At 65.0% G+C, this 18,982-nt stretch carries 22 protein-coding genes and 1 tRNA gene; 18 read left to right on the forward strand and 5 right to left on the reverse strand.

Annotation, left to right across the window (positions count from 1 at the left end; genetic code table 11):
- The first annotated feature begins 6 nt into the window (after positions 1-6).
- Positions 7-2,442: a choice-of-anchor B family protein gene (locus V4558_07355; GenBank protein MES2305307.1), complete on the forward strand. Its 2,436-nt coding sequence runs from the start codon at positions 7-9 to the stop codon at positions 2,440-2,442.
- Positions 2,443-2,573: 131 nt separating this feature from the next.
- Here V4558_07355 and V4558_07360 read toward each other — a convergent pair whose 3' ends face one another.
- Together V4558_07360 and V4558_07365 are read right to left on the reverse strand one after the other, a co-directional pair.
- Positions 2,574-3,440 (reverse strand): MqnA/MqnD/SBP family protein, encoded by an 867-nt coding sequence (locus V4558_07360; GenBank protein ID MES2305308.1) that lies wholly within the window; start codon positions 3,438-3,440, stop codon positions 2,574-2,576.
- Entirely contained in the window at positions 3,437-4,243 is an 807-nt protein-coding gene (locus V4558_07365; protein MES2305309.1) for a zinc ribbon domain-containing protein, read from the reverse strand. The genes V4558_07360 and V4558_07365 overlap by 4 nt, the downstream gene beginning before the upstream one ends.
- Before the next feature lie 94 nt (positions 4,244-4,337).
- Between V4558_07365 and V4558_07370 the strand changes: the two genes are divergently transcribed.
- The 9 genes from V4558_07370 (at position 4,338) to V4558_07410 (ending at position 10,037) form a co-directional block, all read left to right on the forward strand.
- Positions 4,338-4,601 carry a hypothetical protein gene (locus V4558_07370; protein ID MES2305310.1) on the forward strand — a complete coding sequence of 88 codons (264 nt, stop codon included), beginning with the start codon at positions 4,338-4,340 and terminating at the stop codon, positions 4,599-4,601.
- Between the two features lie 5 nt (positions 4,602-4,606).
- A complete protein-coding gene (locus V4558_07375; protein ID MES2305311.1) occupies positions 4,607-6,214 on the forward strand; it encodes a hypothetical protein in 1,608 nt (535 codons plus the stop codon).
- Between the two features lie 33 nt (positions 6,215-6,247).
- Positions 6,248-6,649, forward strand: coding sequence for a hypothetical protein (locus V4558_07380; protein MES2305312.1), 402 nt, complete (start codon positions 6,248-6,250; stop codon positions 6,647-6,649).
- Between the two features lie 30 nt (positions 6,650-6,679).
- Positions 6,680-7,039, forward strand: a complete 360-nt coding sequence (locus tag V4558_07385; GenBank protein MES2305313.1) for a copper resistance protein CopC — start codon at positions 6,680-6,682, stop codon at positions 7,037-7,039.
- Positions 7,036-7,650: an SCO family protein gene (locus tag V4558_07390; GenBank protein ID MES2305314.1), complete on the forward strand. Its 615-nt coding sequence runs from the start codon at positions 7,036-7,038 to the stop codon at positions 7,648-7,650. The genes V4558_07385 and V4558_07390 overlap by 4 nt, the downstream gene beginning before the upstream one ends.
- Positions 7,637-8,083, forward strand: a complete 447-nt coding sequence (locus V4558_07395; GenBank protein ID MES2305315.1) for a copper chaperone PCu(A)C — start codon at positions 7,637-7,639, stop codon at positions 8,081-8,083. The genes V4558_07390 and V4558_07395 overlap by 14 nt, the downstream gene beginning before the upstream one ends.
- Before the next feature lie 3 nt (positions 8,084-8,086).
- Entirely contained in the window at positions 8,087-8,881 is a 795-nt protein-coding gene (locus V4558_07400; GenBank protein MES2305316.1) for a cytochrome c oxidase assembly protein, read from the forward strand.
- Between the two features lie 7 nt (positions 8,882-8,888).
- The gene (locus V4558_07405) at positions 8,889-9,917 is read left to right on the forward strand and encodes an AI-2E family transporter (protein MES2305317.1); all 1,029 of its coding nucleotides are present in this window, start codon (positions 8,889-8,891) and stop codon (positions 9,915-9,917) included.
- A 49-nt stretch (positions 9,918-9,966) separates the two neighbouring features.
- A tRNA-Cys gene (locus V4558_07410) sits at positions 9,967-10,037 on the forward strand.
- Between the two features lie 52 nt (positions 10,038-10,089).
- Here V4558_07410 and V4558_07415 read toward each other — a convergent pair.
- Positions 10,090-10,626, reverse strand: a complete 537-nt coding sequence (locus V4558_07415) for a DUF2249 domain-containing protein (GenBank protein ID MES2305318.1) — start codon at positions 10,624-10,626, stop codon at positions 10,090-10,092.
- Between the two features lie 46 nt (positions 10,627-10,672).
- Positions 10,673-11,371 (reverse strand): Crp/Fnr family transcriptional regulator, encoded by a 699-nt coding sequence (locus tag V4558_07420; protein MES2305319.1) that lies wholly within the window; start codon positions 11,369-11,371, stop codon positions 10,673-10,675.
- A gap of 97 nt (positions 11,372-11,468) precedes the next feature.
- On the opposite strand from V4558_07420, the gene V4558_07425 reads away from it, so the two are divergent.
- The 8 genes from V4558_07425 (at position 11,469) to V4558_07460 (ending at position 18,271) form a co-directional block, all read left to right on the forward strand.
- Entirely contained in the window at positions 11,469-11,792 is a 324-nt protein-coding gene (locus tag V4558_07425; GenBank protein MES2305320.1) for a hypothetical protein, read from the forward strand.
- Positions 11,792-12,223: a cbb3-type cytochrome c oxidase subunit I gene (locus V4558_07430; protein ID MES2305321.1), complete on the forward strand. Its 432-nt coding sequence runs from the start codon at positions 11,792-11,794 to the stop codon at positions 12,221-12,223. Before V4558_07425 ends, V4558_07430 begins: the two co-directional genes overlap by 1 nt.
- A gap of 232 nt (positions 12,224-12,455) precedes the next feature.
- Positions 12,456-14,438, forward strand: a complete 1,983-nt coding sequence (gene nosZ / locus V4558_07435; GenBank protein MES2305322.1) for a Sec-dependent nitrous-oxide reductase — start codon at positions 12,456-12,458, stop codon at positions 14,436-14,438.
- A gap of 2 nt (positions 14,439-14,440) precedes the next feature.
- Positions 14,441-15,076, forward strand: coding sequence for a hypothetical protein (locus V4558_07440; GenBank protein MES2305323.1), 636 nt, complete (start codon positions 14,441-14,443; stop codon positions 15,074-15,076).
- Positions 15,073-16,296: a nitrous oxide reductase family maturation protein NosD gene (gene nosD / locus V4558_07445; GenBank protein ID MES2305324.1), complete on the forward strand. Its 1,224-nt coding sequence runs from the start codon at positions 15,073-15,075 to the stop codon at positions 16,294-16,296. The genes V4558_07440 and nosD overlap by 4 nt, the downstream gene beginning before the upstream one ends.
- Before the next feature lie 17 nt (positions 16,297-16,313).
- A complete protein-coding gene (locus V4558_07450) occupies positions 16,314-17,018 on the forward strand; it encodes an ABC transporter ATP-binding protein (protein MES2305325.1) in 705 nt (234 codons plus the stop codon).
- Positions 17,015-17,806: an ABC transporter permease subunit gene (locus V4558_07455; protein ID MES2305326.1), complete on the forward strand. Its 792-nt coding sequence runs from the start codon at positions 17,015-17,017 to the stop codon at positions 17,804-17,806. The genes V4558_07450 and V4558_07455 overlap by 4 nt, the downstream gene beginning before the upstream one ends.
- Positions 17,807-17,830: 24 nt before the next feature.
- Positions 17,831-18,271: a plastocyanin/azurin family copper-binding protein gene (locus V4558_07460; protein ID MES2305327.1), complete on the forward strand. Its 441-nt coding sequence runs from the start codon at positions 17,831-17,833 to the stop codon at positions 18,269-18,271.
- 9 nt (positions 18,272-18,280) lie between these two features.
- Here the strand turns inward: V4558_07460 and V4558_07465 are convergent, their stop codons facing one another.
- Positions 18,281-18,961: a hypothetical protein gene (locus V4558_07465; GenBank protein MES2305328.1), complete on the reverse strand. Its 681-nt coding sequence runs from the start codon at positions 18,959-18,961 to the stop codon at positions 18,281-18,283.
- Positions 18,962-18,982: the final 21 nt, after the last annotated feature.

An 18,982-nucleotide genomic window follows, 5' to 3' on the forward strand; every position in this document is an offset into this window, starting at 1 on the left:
AAGACTATGGCTTCATGGACTCTTCGTTCGCGTCCGATCGTGGGCGCACTCGTTCTCACTACGCTGGCTACGCTTCCGGCGGTCGCTGGGCCGGGCGATCTGGTGCGCGAACGCGCCCAGTTCGGGCAGAGCGTGGCCGTGGTCGGCGATGTGGTCTATGTGGCCGAGCCTGGCGCCGGAAGTGCGGGCGGGGTCGTGCGGCTCTATCGTCGTGGCCCTGCAGGGTGGCGCGTCATCGAGACGGTCAAGTCGCCGATCGGCAGCCCGAGCGACGGGTTCGGCTATTCGATGGGGGTGAATGGCAAGTCGTTGCTGGTCACTGCGCTGAACGGACAGACCGGCAAGGGCGGGACGATCACCACCTACGCGCGTACCGCAAGCGGCGCCTGGGCCAGGACCGGAACGCTGAACTCCACTGATCCGAGCGTGAATCACTTCTTCGGCGCCGCGATCGCCCTCAACGGTGATGAGGCCGCAGTTGGTGCAACGCGCGAGGGCGCCGGAACGGTCCACCTTTACAAGCGTGGCGCCGATGGCACCTGGCAGGAGACCGGCACCCTCAAGCCGCCCGAGGCGAAGGCGCTCAACCACCGTTTCGGTTCGGCGATTTCGTGGCAGGGCGACTGGATTGCCGTGGGCGCGGGGAGCCGCGACAGCACGATCGGCACGGCATACCTCTACCATCGCGGCAGCAACGGCCAGTGGGGGCCTGCTGTCCCGGTGACGACGGCGAGTTTCGGGGCGGAGCCTTCCTTCGGTCAGGCAATCCTGCTGGAGAAAGATGAGCTCTTTGTCGGAGCGCCCGGTGCCAATCACAATAGCGGTGCGGTGATGGTGTTCCGCCGCGATGCGAAGAGCGACCAGTGGCAGCCCGGGGTGGCGCTGTCCCCATTCGGGGTCGCACCTGCCTTCGGCGGCAACGTGGCCACGTTCGGCACCGCGATGGCCATGGTCGGAAACGAACTCTGGGTCGGCGCACCAAACGCCGATCGGCGTGGTGGTGTCTACCGGCTTGAGCGTCGCGGCAGTGAATGGATCGGCAGCTCGCGCCTGACCATCGATTCAGTGAGTGCCAACGCGGGGTTGGGCTCGGCCCTCGCGACCAGCGGTTCGGTCGCCGCCGTCGCGATGCCGCAGGATGCCGGCTCGGGCACCGTGGTCTTTCTCAGCAAGAATGCCGCAGGAAACTGGTCGACCACCGGTCGTGCCTTCATCGCCACGACCGAGTTTGCCTCCGTGACCGGCGCTGAGGTGCAGTGCGGCGCTGGGAAGGCGAAGGAGTTCAGCTGTGGCAATGCCTCGCTGCTTTCGTTCCTTCCGATCTCGCAGGTTGGCGGGGTCCGTGGGACGCAGATGAATGACAACTGGGGCTGGACCGATTCGCTCAGCGGCAAGGAGTACGCCCTGCTGGGGCGCACCGACGGGACGGCGTTCGTGGACGTCAGCGATCCGTCACATCCGCGCTACCTCGGAAACCTGCCGCTGACCGAAGGGGCTAACCCGGCCGCGTGGCGCGATATCAAGACCTACAAGGGCTATGCCTTCATCGTGAGCGATGGTGCCGGTCCGCACGGGATGCAGGTGTTCGACCTCAAGCGGCTGCGGAGCGTGACCACGCCGAAGGTGTTCACGGCGGATTACATCTACCGGAACATCAACAGCGCCCACAACATCGTCATCAACGAGCAGAGTGGCTTCGCCTATGCGGTCGGGGCGTCCTCCGGCGGCGAAACGTGTGGCGGCGGACTGCACATGATCGACATCCGCGACCCGCTCTCGCCGAAATTTGCCGGCTGCTTCCAGGATACCAAGACCGGCATCAACAAGACCGGCTACAGTCACGATGCCCAGTGTGTGACCTATCACGGCCCCGACGCCCGCTACACCGGCAAGGAGATCTGCATCGGCTCCAATGAGACCGGCATCAGTGTGGCGGACGTGACCGACAAGAGCCACACGGTCGCCATCGCCCACGCCGCCTACCCCGACGTGCAGTATGCCCACCAGGGATGGTTCACCGACGACCATCGTTATTTCTACCTGAATGACGAAGGCGACGAGACCAACGCGGCGGCCGACACGACAGGTAAGCTCGAGGCCGCCAAGGGCACCCGCACCATGATCTGGGACATGTCGAAGCTCGACGACCCCGTGATGACGGCCACCTATGTCGGCACGACCAAATCAATTGACCACAACTTGTACGTGAAGGGGAACCGGCTCTACGAGGCGAACTACTCCTCCGGGCTGCGGATCATGGACATCTCGGACCCGAAGAAGCCGCGGGAAGTAGGCTTCTTCGATACCTACCCGGCGGACGATGCCGTCCAGTTCACCGGCGCCTGGAGTACCTACCCGTACTTCAAGAGCGGCACCATCATCATCACCAGCATCGGTGAAGGCGTCTTCTTCGTGAAGGATCGGACGCAGGCGGTGCCGTGACAGCAGGATGACAGATGACAGATGACAGATGGTGGATGACGGATGGTGGATTGTGACGAAGGGCCGACATCTCAATGAGGTGCCGGCCCTTCGCTGTTATCCATCATCTGTCATCTGTCATCCGTCATCCATCATCCGATGAATTCGACGTCCACTCGCTTCGGGATGATCCCGGCTTCGGCTGCACGCTCGAGGAGTAGTCGTACCGCGGCGCGCCCGCGCTCGCCGTAATCGACGGTCCACTGGTTGACATACATCCCGACGAACTCGTCGGTCCGCTCATCGGAGATGCCGCGATTGTACTGCGCCGCGTGCGCGAGCGCGGCCGCCCGGTGTTCCAGCGAGTAGACAATGCTGTCGCGGAGGTCGCGGGCCACCTGCTCGATGACATCGCGACCGAGGTCACGGCGGACGACATTGCCGCCGAGGGGCAGCGGGAGGCCGGTTTCGGCGAGCCACCATTCGCCCATGTCGGCCCAGAGATGAAGGCCGTCGTCGGCGTAGGTGAGCTGACCTTCGTGGATGATCAGGCCGAGCTCGACATCACCGTTGTGCACCTCGGCCTCGATCTGGTCGAAGGGCACAACAACGGCTTCAAAGTCGGGTTGCCAGAGTCGCAGCGAGAGGTACGCCGTGGTGAGCAGTCCCGGGATGGCGATCCGCTTTCCCTTGGCAGCTGCGCGCACCGTGCTGCTGCCCGAGACACGATCGGCGGGAGGCGCCGATTTCGACACCAGTCGCGGACCGTAGCCGTCACCCATCGAGGAGCCACTCGAGAGCAGGGCGTAGTCGTCGGCGATGTAGGCATAGGCGTGAATCGACACAGCCGACACATCCAGCTCCTTGTGCCGGGCGCGCTGATTCAACGTCTCGATATCACAGAGCTCGTGCTCGTAACGCAGATTGCCGGTGTTGATCTTCCCTTCGGCGAGGGCGTAGAACATGAACGCGTCATCGGAGTCCGGCGAGTGCGCGACCTGAATCGTCTGAACACTCACTTGGCGCCCGCTCCCTTGCGGTAGGTGTCGAGGAACGGCTCGTGGTCCTTGTATTCCGGGCGAGCCTTCTTGATCTCGGCGTCGTAGTGGGAGCGGAAATCGGCGCGGGACTTCTGTGCCGCAGTGGAGTCGCCGCGGAATTCGGCCAGCATCGCGTACATGTAGTAGCCGAAGAGGTTGGTCGGCTCGACCCGCATGATCGAATCGGCCTGGCCTTTCGCTTTCGCGAACTCGCCGACCTGCGCCCAGAGCATCCCCATGTGGTAGCGGGCATCGACATCGCGGTCGCCGTCGGGGAGCTGCGTGAATGCCCCCTCGGCCATCGGGAAGAACTGGAAGACCTGGTTGCTGTCGCGCGCCTCGATTGCCGTCTGGATCCGGTCGGAGAGCTTCGTGAAGCGTTCCCGAGGCGTCATGTTGGAGATGTCGGGCGCCTTCACTCCGGCCGTGGGGTCGGCGGCAGCTCCGGTCGCGTTGCCGGCGTTGGCCATGTTGGCCCCGGTCGGTTCGTTCCGCGAGCGGGCCGAGTAGACGATGCTCCCGATGGCCACCACGCAGAGGACGGCGGCCACGATCCACGGCGTCTTGCTTCCGGCCGGTGCCGCCTGCAACGGCATCCGGGCGCCGGCAGGGGCCCCCGCCACCGCCGCCCCGCAGCCGGGGCAGAATTTTGCGTCGGGGCCGAGAGCGGTGCCGCAGCTGACGCAGGCGCGCGGACCCAGAGGTGAGCCGCACGACGCGCAGAAGTTGCCGGTGCCGGAGGCACCGCAACGCGAGCAGGTTTTCGGGGTGGTCTGGGTCACGGGATCTCCAAAGGCGTGTCGCCCAATATAGCGTTCCCTGCTGGCGCAGGCCCGCGTGCGTTGCTACCCTTGGGAGTCCTCTGCACGGGTCCCGATGACTACACCGCCGTCCGATACCATCGACCTCAGCAACGCCGACCACATGGGCGACCTCGCCCGTGGGGGGACGACGTGGTCGGTGCATCTCGAGACGCGCCAGGATGGGCCGGTCATTGCGGGCCGGGTGCATTTCGTCGCTGGCGACGTCCGACGCTCCTCCTCGTGGATCTTCCGGGAATGGAGTGTCCCTGATGTGAAGGCGCGCTTCGCGGAGTTCTCCCCACTCGAACTCTGGCGCCTGCTGGAGAGCCTGAGCTGACGCTGGTGTCGATGCCGGGCCGGTTCCCCCTCCTCATCGCGATGGCCCTGCTGACACCGTTCCCGGTGCTGGCGCAAGTGTCGCGCGATACCTCGCAGGTGATTCGTTCGGTCACGCTCGACCGGCACAACATCTTCGATACGTCGGAAGGGTCGTTCTTCGGCATCCGGGTGGTCAACGCGCTGCATATCACCACGCGCAGTCCGCTGATTCGCCGCGAACTGCTGTTCCGGCCCGGTGATCGCTACGACGCCGCGCTCACGGCGGAGACCGCCCGCAACCTCAGGCGCCTCGGGGTCTTCAGCACGGTCAAGGTCGATTCGGTCCGCACCGATTCGGGCTTGACGATGAATGTCTTCACCCGCGATGGCTGGAGCACGCGACCCGATTTCCGGTTCAAGTCGACTGGCGGTTCGGTGGCGTACACCCTCGCCCTGATCGAGGACAACCTCCTCGGCACCCTGACACAGACGCAGTTGCTTTACAAGAAGGATCCCGACCGGACCAGCACGATCCTCCAGTTTCGCAAGCAGCGGCTGATCGCGAACAAGGTCGGTGTCAACGTGGTCTATGCCGACCGCTCCGATGGCCAGCTCCTCTCGGGTGTGATCAGCAAGCCGTATTTCTCGCTGGCGACGCGTTCCGGGGCATTTCTCGAGTTCGACACGCGCCGCGAACGAATCTTTGTCTTCCGGGATGGTTTCACTGCACCCAGCGATACCCTCCAGCGACGCTACGTGCTCGGGCGACTCGATGCGAGTCGGGCATTGCGGGCATCTTCGAAGGGATATCTGCGCGTCGGGGCCGTGGCGCAATTGCGCCGCGACGACTTCGCCACGCAGGGTGTCTACGACGTGAACCGGATTCCGACCCACTCGGTGACCGCCGCGTTCGGCGGATACGTCGAGGCACGTCACGCCGACTTCCTCGTGGTGCGCGGCTACCAATCGTTCGGACGGCCCGAAGACGTCGATCTCAGTACCGTGGCGCGGCTCTCCTTGCTGGTGGCCCCCGGGGCGCTGGGCTACGAACGCAACGGCGTCGCGCCAGGGCTCGGGCTGCACACCGGCACCAGGCTGCCGGGAGGCTTCCTGACCGGGGACTTCCTCGCCAGCGGCCTCTTTACCAGCAAGGGACTCGATTCGGGCCAGGTCCAGCTGGCGGCCACGGCCGCGCTGCTGCCGTCGCCCCGGCACCAGTTCCTCTTCCACGCCGAAGGGGGAATGCTGCGAAGCCCGCTGGCCGGCAGCGAGTTTGATCTCGGCCTGGGCGCCGGACCGCGCGGCTTCCAGGAACACGCCTTCACCGGCGACCGGCAGTTCTTCGGGACGGTCGAGTACCGCTATACCGCGTTCCAGGAGTTCGCCAAGGTGACCGGCGTCGGGCTGGCGACATTCGTGGACTACGGCGGTGCCTGGTATCACGGGTCGCCCCGTCGGACTGGCTGGGATGCCGGCGTCGGCCTTCGGCTGGGCCCCTCCCGCGCCCCGGATGACGGGGCCTCCCGGCTCGACCTTGTCCGTCGCTTTGCCTCGGATCGCCAGCCGGCCGGGTGGGTCTTCGTGGTCGGGAAGGGCTTCGTCTTCTCGACGAGCGCCCGCGCGGCCCGCTAAGCTTCTTCGACTCCAGCCGCGAGCGCCCAGACTGTGACCGAGCCGACACCCATTTCCGCCGCCGTTCGTCCCCGTCGCCGCTGGTGGCTGATTGGAACGGCCATCGTCGTCATCCCGGTCCTGCTTTTCTCGATTTATGTCGGAATGGCCCTCGATTGGTCATATTCCGAGGGCGAACGGGCCGGTATCGTCCAGAAGTTTTCAAAGAAGGGGTGGGTCTGCAAGACCTGGGAAGGGGAGCTCGCCATGAGCAGCGTCCCGGGTGTGGCGCCCACGATCTGGCCCTTCACGGTCCGGAATGAAGCGGCTGCCAAGGCGCTCAGTTCCTCGATGGGACATCGCGTGGTGCTCGAGTATGCCGAGCATCGCGGCGTACCTACAACGTGCTTCGGCGAGACGCCGTATTATGTCGACTCCGTGAAAGTGCTCGACTGATCGTAACCTCAGACCGTGAGAACCTGACCCATGTTGTTCAAGTCGTTCCTGGCCATCATCACCGCGAGCGCGCTGTCGAGCGGTGCATTCCATACCGCACTCAAGTCGTCGACGCCCGCCAAGGATTCCAAGGGCGCTTCGCCGCTGTCGGTGTCGCTGACCTTTACCGAAGAGGTCAACGCGGCGGTCTCGGCGATCTCGATCCTCAAGTCCGACTCGACGGAAGTGGCCAAGCTCGTGGTGAAGCCCACCAAGGATGCGGCAACGATCGTGGCCACCGTGGCCAAGCCGCTGCCGGTCGGCGCCTACATCGTGCGCTGGCGCACGGCCTCCGACGACGGCCACGCGGTGCGCGGTGCCTTCGCGTTCTCGGTAACCGCCGCGAAGTGAAGCGCCTGGCAGTCTGGCTCTCCCTCGGGGCCGCACTCGCGTGCAACGGGGGAGAGCAGGGCCAGCTTTCTCCCAGTGGCTTCCTCGGCGCGGAATTGCCGAACCCGGTTCCCAAGCCCGACTTCACCTTCACCGACTCGAAGGGGAAGCCGTTTTCGCTTGTGACCGAGACAGAGGGCAAGGTCACGCTGCTCTTCTTCGGCTACACCCACTGTCCCGATGTCTGTCCGGTGCACCTCGCCAACATCGCGGCGGTGCTCGACAAGCTCTCCGAGGAGGAGACTCGCGACATCCGCGTGGTCTTCGTGACGACCGATCCCGAGCGCGACTCGATCGCCGTGCTCGATCGCTGGGTGAAGGGGTTCAACCCCGCGTTCATCGGGCTCACGGGATCTGACTCGTTGCTCGCGGCTGCGCAGGGAATCGTGAAGCTGCTGCCGGCGATTCGCGACAGCGTGCGTGACGCGAGCGGTGGCTACGCCGTCGGGCACGCTGCCACCGTGATCGCGTACACGCGCGATGGTATGGGTCGGGTGATGTACCCGTTCGGCACCCGCCAGCGTGACTGGGCTCACGATCTCCCGCTGCTGCTGGCGTATGGAGCGAAGTAGCCGGCAGGCCACCCTCGTCGCACTCCTCCTGATCGCGTGCGCACGAGGCGGATCGCGCATCGGCGATCTCGAAGTCGCCGATCTCCAGCTGCGGATTGCACCTGCGGGTGCCAGCAGCGCCGCGATCTACTTCACCATTCAGAACCACGGCACCATTGTCGACACGTTGCGTGGCATCACCACCGATGTCGGCGCGGTTTCACTCCACGACAACGTGACGAACGGCGGCATGGTCACGATGACGCCGCTGACACTGCTCGTGATTGCGCCGGCGAGCCGGGTGACATTCTCCCAGGGGAAGCTCCACGGCATGCTCGAGCATTTCGTTCGCTCCGTCGCTGTGGGCGACACGGTCACGCTTGATCTTGATTTCGCGCGGAGCGGGCACCTCCGCGTGCGCGCCCCGGTTCAGCCCATCGCGGGAACGGAGTAGTCGATGCAGTGGTGGTGTGCCGCAACCGGATTGCCCTGGAGCTGGACGTGGCAGTGGTACCCTGGCGTGCATCTGCTGCTGCTGTCGCTCGGGGCCGGCTGGTGGCTGCTCGGTCAGCGGCAGCGGTGGGTCCGGCGACCGACGAAGTGGTTCGTCATCGCGTGGATCGCGTTGCTGCTGACCCTCGACTGGCCGCTCGGCAAACTTGGCGCGGGGTATCTCGCCAGCGTACATACGGTGCAGTTCCTGACCCTCACGCTGCTGGTTGCGCCGTCGCTGTTGCGGAGCATCCCGGCCGAAGGGTGGCGCACGCTCGCGCCGGCGGGCTCCGGACTGGAGCGTGTGCTACGCTTCTTCGCTCGCGCGTTACCGGGATTGCTGGCGTACAATATCCTGGTCGTGACGACACATTTTCCAGCCGTGGTCGATCTGGCGATGACGACGCAACTCGGCTCCTTCGCCATCGATATCGCGTGGCTGGTGGCCGGACTCTTCCTCTGGTGGCCGATCCTCGCACCAGATGGCTTCGTGCGGCTCGGGGTCTTCGGAATGATGGGCTACCTCTTCGGCGCCACGGTGGTGCCCACGATTCCGGCGATGATGATGGTGTTTTCCGACTGGCCGATGTATCGACTCTACGAGCTGGCCCCGCGAGTGTCACCGCATTTCACGGCGAACCAGGACATTCAACTCGCGGGGCTGGTGATGAAACTGGTCGGCGATGTGCCCCTCTGGATTGCGACCGCGGTGGTCTTCTATCGCGGCACCGCGCGTCGCGACGGCCTCACCAACAGCTGAGCATTTGATGACCCCTGTACTCGGTATTTTTCTCCTGCTCGCAATCGCGGCACTGCGCCTCGGGAGTTCACTCCTGTTGCCGATCACCGTGGCAGGGCTGCTTGCGCTGCTGCTGGCACCCACGGTTCGCTGGCTGGTTCGGCGCCGGATTCCGTCCGCCCTGGCCGCAGGGCTGGTGGTTGCGGGCGTGACGGTAGGCCTGATCGTCTCGATCATGGTGCTCGCGGCGCCAGCGGCCGACTGGCTCGATCGCGCGCCCAAGACCCTGGAGCAAGCGGAGCGCAAGATTCGCAAACTCGCGAAGCCGCTGCAGAGTCTGCAGGAGACCGCCGAGAAGGTGCAGCAGGTCACGCAGGGCGGGGTGGCGAGCGGTCCACCAGCACGGTCGGTCACGGTGGCGCCGGCCGGGATCATGAGCAAGCTCTCGGGCACGACGATGAGCGCACTCGGCGCGCTGATGACGGTGATCTTTCTCGCCTACTTCCTGCTCGCGAGCGGTGATCGCTTCCGTGAAAAGTTTGCCGACATGCTGCCCGAGCGACACCGGCGAGAAATGGCTGCCGCGATCGTCGAGATGCAGGGGCAGATGTCACACTACCTGCTGCTCACGACGCTCATCAATGCTGGTGTCGGCGTCCTCACCTGGGGCGCCTTGGTCGCGATCGATTTTCCCAATCCCGCGCTCTGGGCCGTGGTGGCCGCCGTCCTCAATTACATCCCCTACGTCGGTGCGGCGGTGACGCTGGCGGTCATCGGGGTGGCAGGGCTCGTGTCGTTCGACACCACCCGCGAACCGCTGATCGCGATGGGGGCCTTCTTCGTGATCAACATGATCGAGAGCAACATCGCGACGCCGATGCTCCTCGGCCGCCGGTTGCCACTCAACCCGGTCGCGATCTTCGTGGGATTGCTCTTCTGGGGCTGGGTATGGGGGATCACCGGGGCCGTGCTGGCGGTGCCACTGACGGTGCTGGTGAAGGTCGTGGCCGACCGGGTCGGACCGCTCAAGCCCTTCGGTGAGTTGCTCGACAACTGAGGGGGCCGGATTGCCGGGGAGCCCCATCCGGGGTAGAATCCCCGCCGTTGGCGCCGTAGCCAAGTGGTAAGGCAGAGGTCTGCAAAACCTCCATCACCGGTTCGACTCCGGTCGGCGCCTCTGCGCGGCGGGTCTCGTATTCACGAGGCCCGCCGCTTTTTCGTTGCCGCGATCAGGGGGCCGGTCGAGGTGCCGGAATCAACCGCACCCTTACCCCATCCGACGCCTCGCTCACCAGCACCACACTCCACGACCCGTCGTGCAATACCTCGACCAGCGGCTGTGGGAAAAACGGCAGCAATACGTCGAAGGGCGCGCGCTCGCTGTCGATGCGCTCGAGAATGCGGAGCAGCGGTTCCGGCGGTGGCAACATCCGGAGGTCCTCCGCACCATCCTGCGCGATCGCACTCCCGGTTGCGCTGCTCGCGGTGCGCACTGCCGGCAGGCCCCGCCAGAACCAGACCGACCAGTCGCTCTCGCTGAACGATGCCGCATGATGCTGAAAGCCCCGCTGCTCCAGCAGCTGGATCAGCGGCACCGGGAGAAATGGCGTGCGCAGGTGGAGCACTCCCTCAGCCGGGAGTGCGGCCACGGCCTCGAGAATCTGCGCTTTGGGAGCACCGCCCGCACGCAGCAGTTCGCGGAGGTCGAGTTCCACGAGGTGCGCCGGATCGAATTCAGGGAGGTACGAGTTGGCGTTGCTGGTCATCCGGGGAATTTCGTCGCCGCAATGCACGCCCGCTGTGACGGATGTCTCACATCCCACCACGACGGGCCCAGCTCCGCAGCTCCTCCGAAGGTGCCACCACAAAGCGACTCCCCTTCCTGTTCCGGATGAGTCCGTGGGTCGCGAGCTGCTTCAGCGCGCGTGACACCGATTCGCGCGCGGTCCCGATTTCGGTCGCGAGCTCCTCCTGGGTCCGCTCCAGCGTGAAGTGGATCCCGTCCGCATTGCTGCGCCCGGTCTGGTCGGCGTAGTCGGCCAGCAACATCGCGAGTCGCGCGGCGACATCGCGGAACGCCACCGTCTCGAGCAGCTGTACCAGATGCCGGAGCCGGTGACCGAGCGCGTGCACAACCGCCGCAGCGACTTCCGGATCGGTTCGGAAGGCGTGCTCGAACTCGGCGCGTGGCAGGAAGGCGAGTCGGGTCGGCATCGTCGTGACCGCGTGCGCCGGGTAGGGGCCACCATCGAAGAGCGGCAATTCAGCGACCGGCCGGCCGGGCCCCTCGACGGCCACGGTCTGCTCCCGACCATCGGGGGAGGAGCGAAAGACCCGGACCCTCCCCTCGAGCACCACATACAAGCCCGCGCAGGGATCGCCCGCACGGAAGAGGACGAAGCCTTCACCGACCGCCCGCGGCACACAGCGCACCGCGAGCAACGCGATCACGCGCTCGTCGAGTTCGGCGAAGATCGGCACATTGCGCAGGACATCTACCAGGGAACTCATCCTGCGAATGAAGCGCGCAGGGGGCGTTGTGACAAGCGTCACGGACTGGCATGGCGGCGCGGGCGACGATTGATGCAACCTTTTCCGGAGTTGCACCGTGCGTCCCTATGGCCCACCCCCCCCCACGCTTCCCGAAACGCGACCGACCATCTCCGACGTGGTCGAGGGTCCTGAAGGCCGGCATTTCACCATCACCTTCGGGCCGTGGCAACGCCTGCCAACCCACCGCAACGCGTCACGCATCCTGATCACCGCCGTCCGCGGCTCGGGAAGCTTCTCCCTCTCCGATGGCACCGCCGCCGCGCTCAACACCGGGGGCATTGTGCAGGTCGATCCCGACGTGCCGCACGCGGTTGCGGCCGGCGAGGATGGTCTCGAGATCACGGTCCACCTCATCGCCGGCTGCTGCGGGGTCTGCTGATGGAGCGCTACACGACCGGATTTCTGCGCGCGTCGTTGCTCTGGCTCGTGGCGGGCGTCTCGTTCGGCGTCGCGATGGCGGTCCACCCGGCGTGGGGGGCGTATCGCACCGCCCACCTCCATATGCTGCTGCTTGGGTTCGTGACGATGATGATCGCCGGCGTGGCGTATCACGTCTTCCCGCGCTTCGCGGCGACGCCGCTCTTCTCCCCGCGACTCGCGCGCATTCACCTGGTGGTCGCGAACATCGGCGTCACGTTGATGGTGATCGGCTTTGTCTGGCGCCTGCATGCGCCACTCCCTGGCGGCGTCGTACTCGGATTTGGGGCGAGCTGCTCGGCCACCGGAGCGTATCTCCTCGCGTGGAATCTCTGGCGCACCCTCGATCGAGCGGCGTTGCCGCTCACGCGATTGGTCGTGCGCGCATCATGAACAAATCTTCACGAATGCTTCAACACGACCTTCACGCTCCAGGTGCCACTCTTCTCCCGGTACCTGCGAGAACGGCGTGTGACAACGATCACAGCGCACGCCGACTGGCGAGTCGATGATCTACTTGTGCCCCCGCGATGGCGGTGTGGCACCCGACCGGCCCCACGGGGCCACGAATAGTGAGGCAGGTATGCGGCGATTCGGTGTTGGTCTGTTCGCTTCGCTCGCCCTGATGGGGGCGGTGGCCGGGTGCAGTACCCCGGCTCCGAAGGAGATGGTCAGCGGCGATGCCGCCAAGGCGGTGTACGTCGCGCCAGGCCAGTACGATGAATTCTACGCCTTCCTCTCTGGTGGATTCAGCGGCCAGGTGACGGTGTATGCACTCCCCTCGGGTCGCCTGCTCAAGACGATCCCGGTCTTCTCTCAGTTCCCCGAGAACGGCTACGGCTACAACGAAGAAACCAAGCCGATGCTCGAGACGACCTTCGGCACCGTGCCCTGGGACGATACCCACCACGCCGAGCTGTCGCAGACCAATGCGGTGCCGGATGGGCGCTGGCTCTTCATCAACGGGAACAACACGCCCCGCGTGGCCCGCATCGACCTGACCCGCTTCGAGACGGAAGAGATTCTCCAGATTCCGAACGCCGCGGGCGGGCATGCCTCGCCCTTCACCACGGCGAACTCCGAGTACATCGTCTCGGCGACGCGCTTCTCGGTGCCAATCCCCAATGCCGACGTGCCGATCGAGAGCTACAAGGAGCATTTCAAGGGAACGCTCTCGTTCATCAAGGCCGACGTGCCGGGGAAGATGGATATCGCCTTCCAGCTCCTGATGCCGGGGTACAACTACGACCTCGGCCATGCCGGCAAGGGGCCGAGTGATGGCTGGTTCTTCTTCACGACGTACAACACCGAGCAGGCCTATACCAAGCTCGAGCTGAACGCCTCGAAGAACGACAAGGACTACATCGCTGCCGTGAACTGGAAGCTGGCCGAGCGGTGCGTGAAAGACGGCAAGGCCAAGGCCTTCCCGTCACGCTATGCGCACAACTACATGGATCCCGATTCCCGGCAGGCGATGGTCGAATTCAAGACGTCGGTGCAGATGCTGGAACCGGCGGCCTGCCCTGGTGTGGTGTACCTGCTTCCCACGCCGAAGTCGCCGCACGGCGTCGACATCGATCCGAGCGGCGAATACATCGTCGGCGGCGGCAAGCTGGCCACCGTGATTCCGGTGCATTCGGCGACGAAGATCAAGGCCGCGATCGCCGCCAAGGCCTTCGACGGCGATATCGGTGGCATTCCAGTGCTGAAGTACGAGGCGACCATTGCGGGCGAAGTACAGAAGCCGGGCCTCGGCCCGCTGCACACCGAGTTCGACGGCAAGGGCAACGCCTACACCACGATGTTCATCTCGTCGGAAGTGGTGAAGTGGAAGCTGGGCACGTGGGAAGTACTCGACCGCGCGCCGACGTACTACTCGCCCGGGCACCTGATGATTCCCGGGGGCGATTCGAAGCAGCCGTGGGGCAAGTATCTGCTGGCAATGAACAAGATCACCAAGGACCGCTACCTCCCGACCGGTGGCGAGCTGGCGCAGTCGGCACAGCTCTATGACATCAGTGGCGACAAGATGAAGCTGATCCTCGATTTCCCGACCCAGGGCGAGCCCCACTACGCCCAGGCGTTGCCGGCGAGCATCCTCAAGGACAAGCAGGTCAAGTTCTTCTCGCTCGCGAACAACAAGTCGCCGTGGGTCACGCGGTCGGAAGCCGAAGGCGGCATCACGCGGAAGGGGAAGGCCGTTCACATCAAGATGATGGCGATCCGCAGCCACTTCGCCCCGGACAATCTCGAAGGGGTCGAGGTCGGTGACAGCGTCTTCTTTCACGTCACCAACGTCGAACAGGACTGGGACATCCTCCACGGCTTCGCCGTGCTCGGGATGAACACTGCCGAACTGATCATGCAGCCGGGCGAGACCCGGACGCTGGTCTGGATCCCGCAGGCACCGGGTGTCTACCCGTTCTACTGCACCGACTTCTGCTCGGCACTACACCAGGAGATGCAGGGATACGTCCGGGTGAGTGCCAAGGGTGCCAACGTGCCGCTCAAGGCCAATATCTCGGCCAAGGCTGCAACTCAGCTCTCGCGGATGAACGCCGTGCCGAAGCCGATGGATCACCAGCACGGCGCCGCAGGCGGGAAGTAATCATGAACCGGCGGGCGCGCCTCCTGATGGGCATCGCAGCGATTCTCCCGGCTGCGGCTGCACTGTGGCCACTCTGGGAGGTGCGTTTGCTGGCCCCGCAATACCCCGAGGGTCTCGGCATGCGGATCTTCGCGCATACCGTGACGGGGCTCAAGCCGAATGATCTCGGCAGCATCAACGGATTGAATCACTACATCGGGATGATGCCGATCGAGCCGGGGGCGATCCCCGAGCTGCGTTACATGCCGTGGCTGCTCGCGGCGCTGGGAGTGGGGGCACTGCTGGTCGCGGTGCTCAACTCGCGCCGGCTCCTCGGCGTCTGGATCGGGACCTTTGCCCTTCTTGGTGCCGTCGGTCTCTGGGACTTCTGGCGCTGGGAGTACGACTACGGGCACAACCTCGATATGGAAAATGCCATCATCATCATCCCTGGAATGAGCTATCAGCCCCCGCTGATCGGGAGCAAGCAGTTGCTCAACTTCACGGCCACGGCGTGGCCGGGCGGCGCCGCGATCGCGCTCGGTCTCGCATTTGTCATTGCCGTGCTGGTCTGGTGGACTAGCCGGACGCCCCGCGCTGCTGTGGCGGTGCGGGCGACCGGCAGCGCTCCTGATCGCGGAGCTCAGGTTCCGGTATGATGTTGTCACTGGCGGTACTGCTGATTGCCGGAGACACGACCGTGGTCTCACCGGCCGGCCCGTATCGCACGATCGCGGCCGCCGTAGCGGCGACGCCTGCAGGCGGCACCGTGCTCGTGCGCAGCGGACGCTACCGTGAGCCACTGATTGTGTTGAATCGCGCGGTGACCATTCACGGCGAGCATGGTGCCATCATCGACGGAGAAGGGCAGCACGCACTGATGGTCATTCGCGCAGATGAGGTCACCGTGCAAGGGCTCACCTTCACCGCGACCGGCGGCTCATTCACCGAAGACCGCGCCGCACTGCGCGCAGAGAATGCCCACCACTGCCGCATCCTCGACAACCGGTTCGAGGAGACTTTCTTCGCCGTCTATCTCGCCGGGACCGTGGCGTGTGAGGTCGGTGGCAACCGGATTGCCGGCACGATGGGGCGCGTGGAAGCAGCGATGGGCAACGGGGTCCACTCGTGGTCATCCCGCGAGGCGGATATCCACGACAACATCATCACCGGCCATCGCGACGGGATCTACCTCGAGTTCAACCGGCTCGCCAACGTCCGCAACAACCGGAGCGAGCACAACTATCGCTACGGCATGCACTTCATGTATTCCGACTCGTCGCACTACACCGGCAACACCTTCGCCGCGAATGGCGGGGGTGTGGCGGTGATGTACACCAAAGTGGTGACGATGGAACGGAACACCTTTGCTGACAACGGCGGTCCGACCTCGTATGGTCTGCTGCTCAAGGAGATCGCCGATGCGCAACTGATCGGCAATCTGTTCCGGCGTAACACGACGGGCCTGCTTGCCGACGGCGCCGATCGGGTGATCGCCACGGGCAATCGTTTCGAGGAGAATGGCTGGGGGCTGCGTTTGCTTGGCAGTACCAGCGGTGGAACGATCTCGGGAAACCTCTTCCGGCGGAATTCCTTCGATGTTGCCGTGAACGGCGCCGGCACCTCCACCGACTTCACCGGTAACTGGTGGGAGTCCTATCACGGCTGGGACCTCGACCGCGATGGACGCGGGGATGTGCCGCACCACCCGGTGCGCCTCTTCGCGATGCTGGTGGAGCATGCCCAGGCATCCCTGCTGCTGCAACGCTCGCTCTTCGTGCGCCTGCTCGATGCGGCTGAGCGTGTGCTGCCGGTGCTCACGCCGGCGAATGTCATCGATGCACGCCCGCTGATGCGGGCGCCGAAGGAGGGCGTGTGATGATTCACCTTCGCAGCGTGACGAAGCGTTTCGGCCAGCGCGAAGTGTTGACCGGTCTCGTGGCCGACATCGCGACCGGCAGGGTCACCGGGCTGGTGGGGCCGAACGGGGCCGGGAAGACCACCCTGCTCAAGCTGCTGCTCGGCCTCGCGACGCCGGATGCCGGCACCATCGCGGTCGGTTCGCACCTGCTCGATGGCAGCCCTGGTTACCGTGCGAGCATTGGGTACATGCCGCAGATCGTGAACTTTCCGGCGCATCTCTCCGGCAAGGAACTGCTGCGGACCCTCGCCTCGCTTCGCGGCTCGGCCGTGGCGCCTGATCTCTCGCTGGCCGAAGCGTTCGAGCTGGGTGACGCGTTCGAGCGGCCACTCGGTGTTCTCTCGGGTGGAACGCGCCAGAAGATCAACGCGATCCTCGCCTTTGCGTTTCGCCCCGAACTGCTGGTGCTCGACGAACCCACCTCGGGGCTCGACCCAGTGGCCGCGCGGGTGCTCAAGGATCGCATCCTCGCGGAGCGTGCCTCCGGCACCACCGTGCTGATCACGTCGCACGTCCTTCAGGAACTCGAAGTCCTCGCCGACGATGTTCTCTTTCTCGCCGACGGCCGGGCGAAGTGGCAGGGTGCCATCCATCAGTTCAAGGTGACCACCGGACAGAGCACACTTGAAGGGGCTATTGCCGCGCTGCTGTCGGGACGGGCCAGGATGGCGGTCGCATGAACACGCTCGCACCGCTGCTCCGCTTCTCGTTGCGTGAAGCCTTCCGTGGTCGCTGGCTGATCGGTGTCGTCTGCACGCTCGCACTCACAGGTGAATTGCTGATTCGCTTTGCGGGTGGTGGTGCCACCACGATCGTCTCCCTCATTGACGTGGTGCTGATTCTCACTCCGATGCTCGGCCTCGTCGCCGGCACGGTGCAGGTGCATCACGCGCGCGAGCTGACCGAGCTGCTGCTGGCCCAGCCGGTATCGCGGCGACGGCTCTTCACGGGCCTCTACCTCGGGAATGTGATTCCCCTCGCAACAGCAATCGTCGTGGGGCTGGTCGCACCATTTCTCTGGCACGGCCTGCTGTTCGGCGAAATGGGGATGCGGCTGGCACCGCTGCTCCTCGTCGCCGTCGGGCTGACCGGGATCAGCAGTGCCCTCGCGTTCCTGGTGGCGCTGCGCATTGACGATCGCGTCCGGGCACTCGGCGCCGCCCTTGGGCTTTGGCTCATCGCCGCCGTACTCTGGGATGGCCTCATCCTGCTGCTCGCGGTGATGATCGGACAGCGTCCGGTCGAGGCGCCGATGCTGGCGGTCCTGGCGCTCAATCCGATCGATGTGGGTCGCGTTCTCCTGCTCCTCGGGAGTGATGGTGCGGCCTTGCTGGGCTATACCGGTGCGGTGGTGCAGCACGCACTCGGCACCGAAGTGGGTCGCGCCGCCCTGGTGCTGGCCCTGTCGCTCTGGCTCGTGCTGCCGCTGGCCGCCGCGACGCGCGCATTTCAACGGAAGAGTTTCTAAGTGTCATTCACAATCGGAGTGGTTATGTCGACTCGTTTCCCCCTGCGGGGTCTGGTAATTGCTGGCGCGACGATGGCGCTGCTGGCGTGTGGCGGAGAGAAGAAGGCGGAGGAGCACGGCGAGGAGGAGGGGGCAAAGCCGGCAGCAGGGGCAGTTGCACCCACCGGCAAGGTGATCACGATCGAGATGTTCACCGACGAAACCGGCAGCTACTTCAAGCCCAAACTGGTCGAGGCACATCCCGGTGATGTGCTGCGCTTCACGCTCGGCGTCGGCGTGCACAATGTGCATTTCCTGCCCGACAGCAACCCGGGAGTCCCGAATCTTCCCGCCGCCAGCGAACTGTTGCAGCTGCCTGGCCAGACCTTTGACGTGCCCGTGAACTTCGCCGCCGGGAAGACCTACTACTTCCAGTGCGATCCCCACGCTCCGTTGGGGATGATGGGGCACGTCAAGGTCGAATAGGCCGATCGATCAGAAGCGGTACGCCAACCCGAACGAAAGAACGGGATAGACCTTGGCGTACTTGTCGACATCCTTCTGGGTGTCGACGATCTGCGAGTTCAGGTCCGACTGTAACTGGGCATTGTTGGCGGCGCCCGTCGCGGTAAGCGCAATCGTGGGCTTGCCGATGGCGGCGCCGAGGTCGAACAGGAACTTGATGGCGGAGTGCGAGTTCGCGGGTGTGCCGAAGCCGAGGCCCGCGTATGGCGAGGTCTTCGGCCACTTGCCGGAGCCGGTCAGGGTGCCAACCTGGGCCGTGGTGTATTCACGATCATTGATTGTGAAGGTCCCGTTCTGCTTCGGTACCCCGGTAGCGGTGACTTCGACCGGGTTGGTGATGATGCCGCCCGTGAGGTGGAACGAGCCGCGGCCGCTCGGGTAGAGATCGATCAGTGCCGTCAGCGCCTTCGCCTTGAGCTTGGCGTCGAAGGTGATGTCGGTCTGATCGATGTTCTTGTTGAGCGAGAAGGTGTTCGCGCCGAGCCGGATGCCGACGTGCGGAATCAGCAGCTTGGAGATCTCGGCACCGAAACCGAGCGTGCCGGCGCGGAGGGCGATCGAAACATCGGATCCGTGCTTCCCGGCGCCCTGCGCCGGAAGGACGGTTGGCACAGCCAGCAGGGCGAGCAGGATCTTCACAGGCACGCGCATGACGCCTCCGGAACAGGGTGA

The organism is Gemmatimonadota bacterium, assembly GCA_040388535.1.
In the GTDB taxonomy this organism is placed as follows: Bacteria; Gemmatimonadota; Gemmatimonadetes; order Gemmatimonadales; family GWC2-71-9; genus Palsa-1233.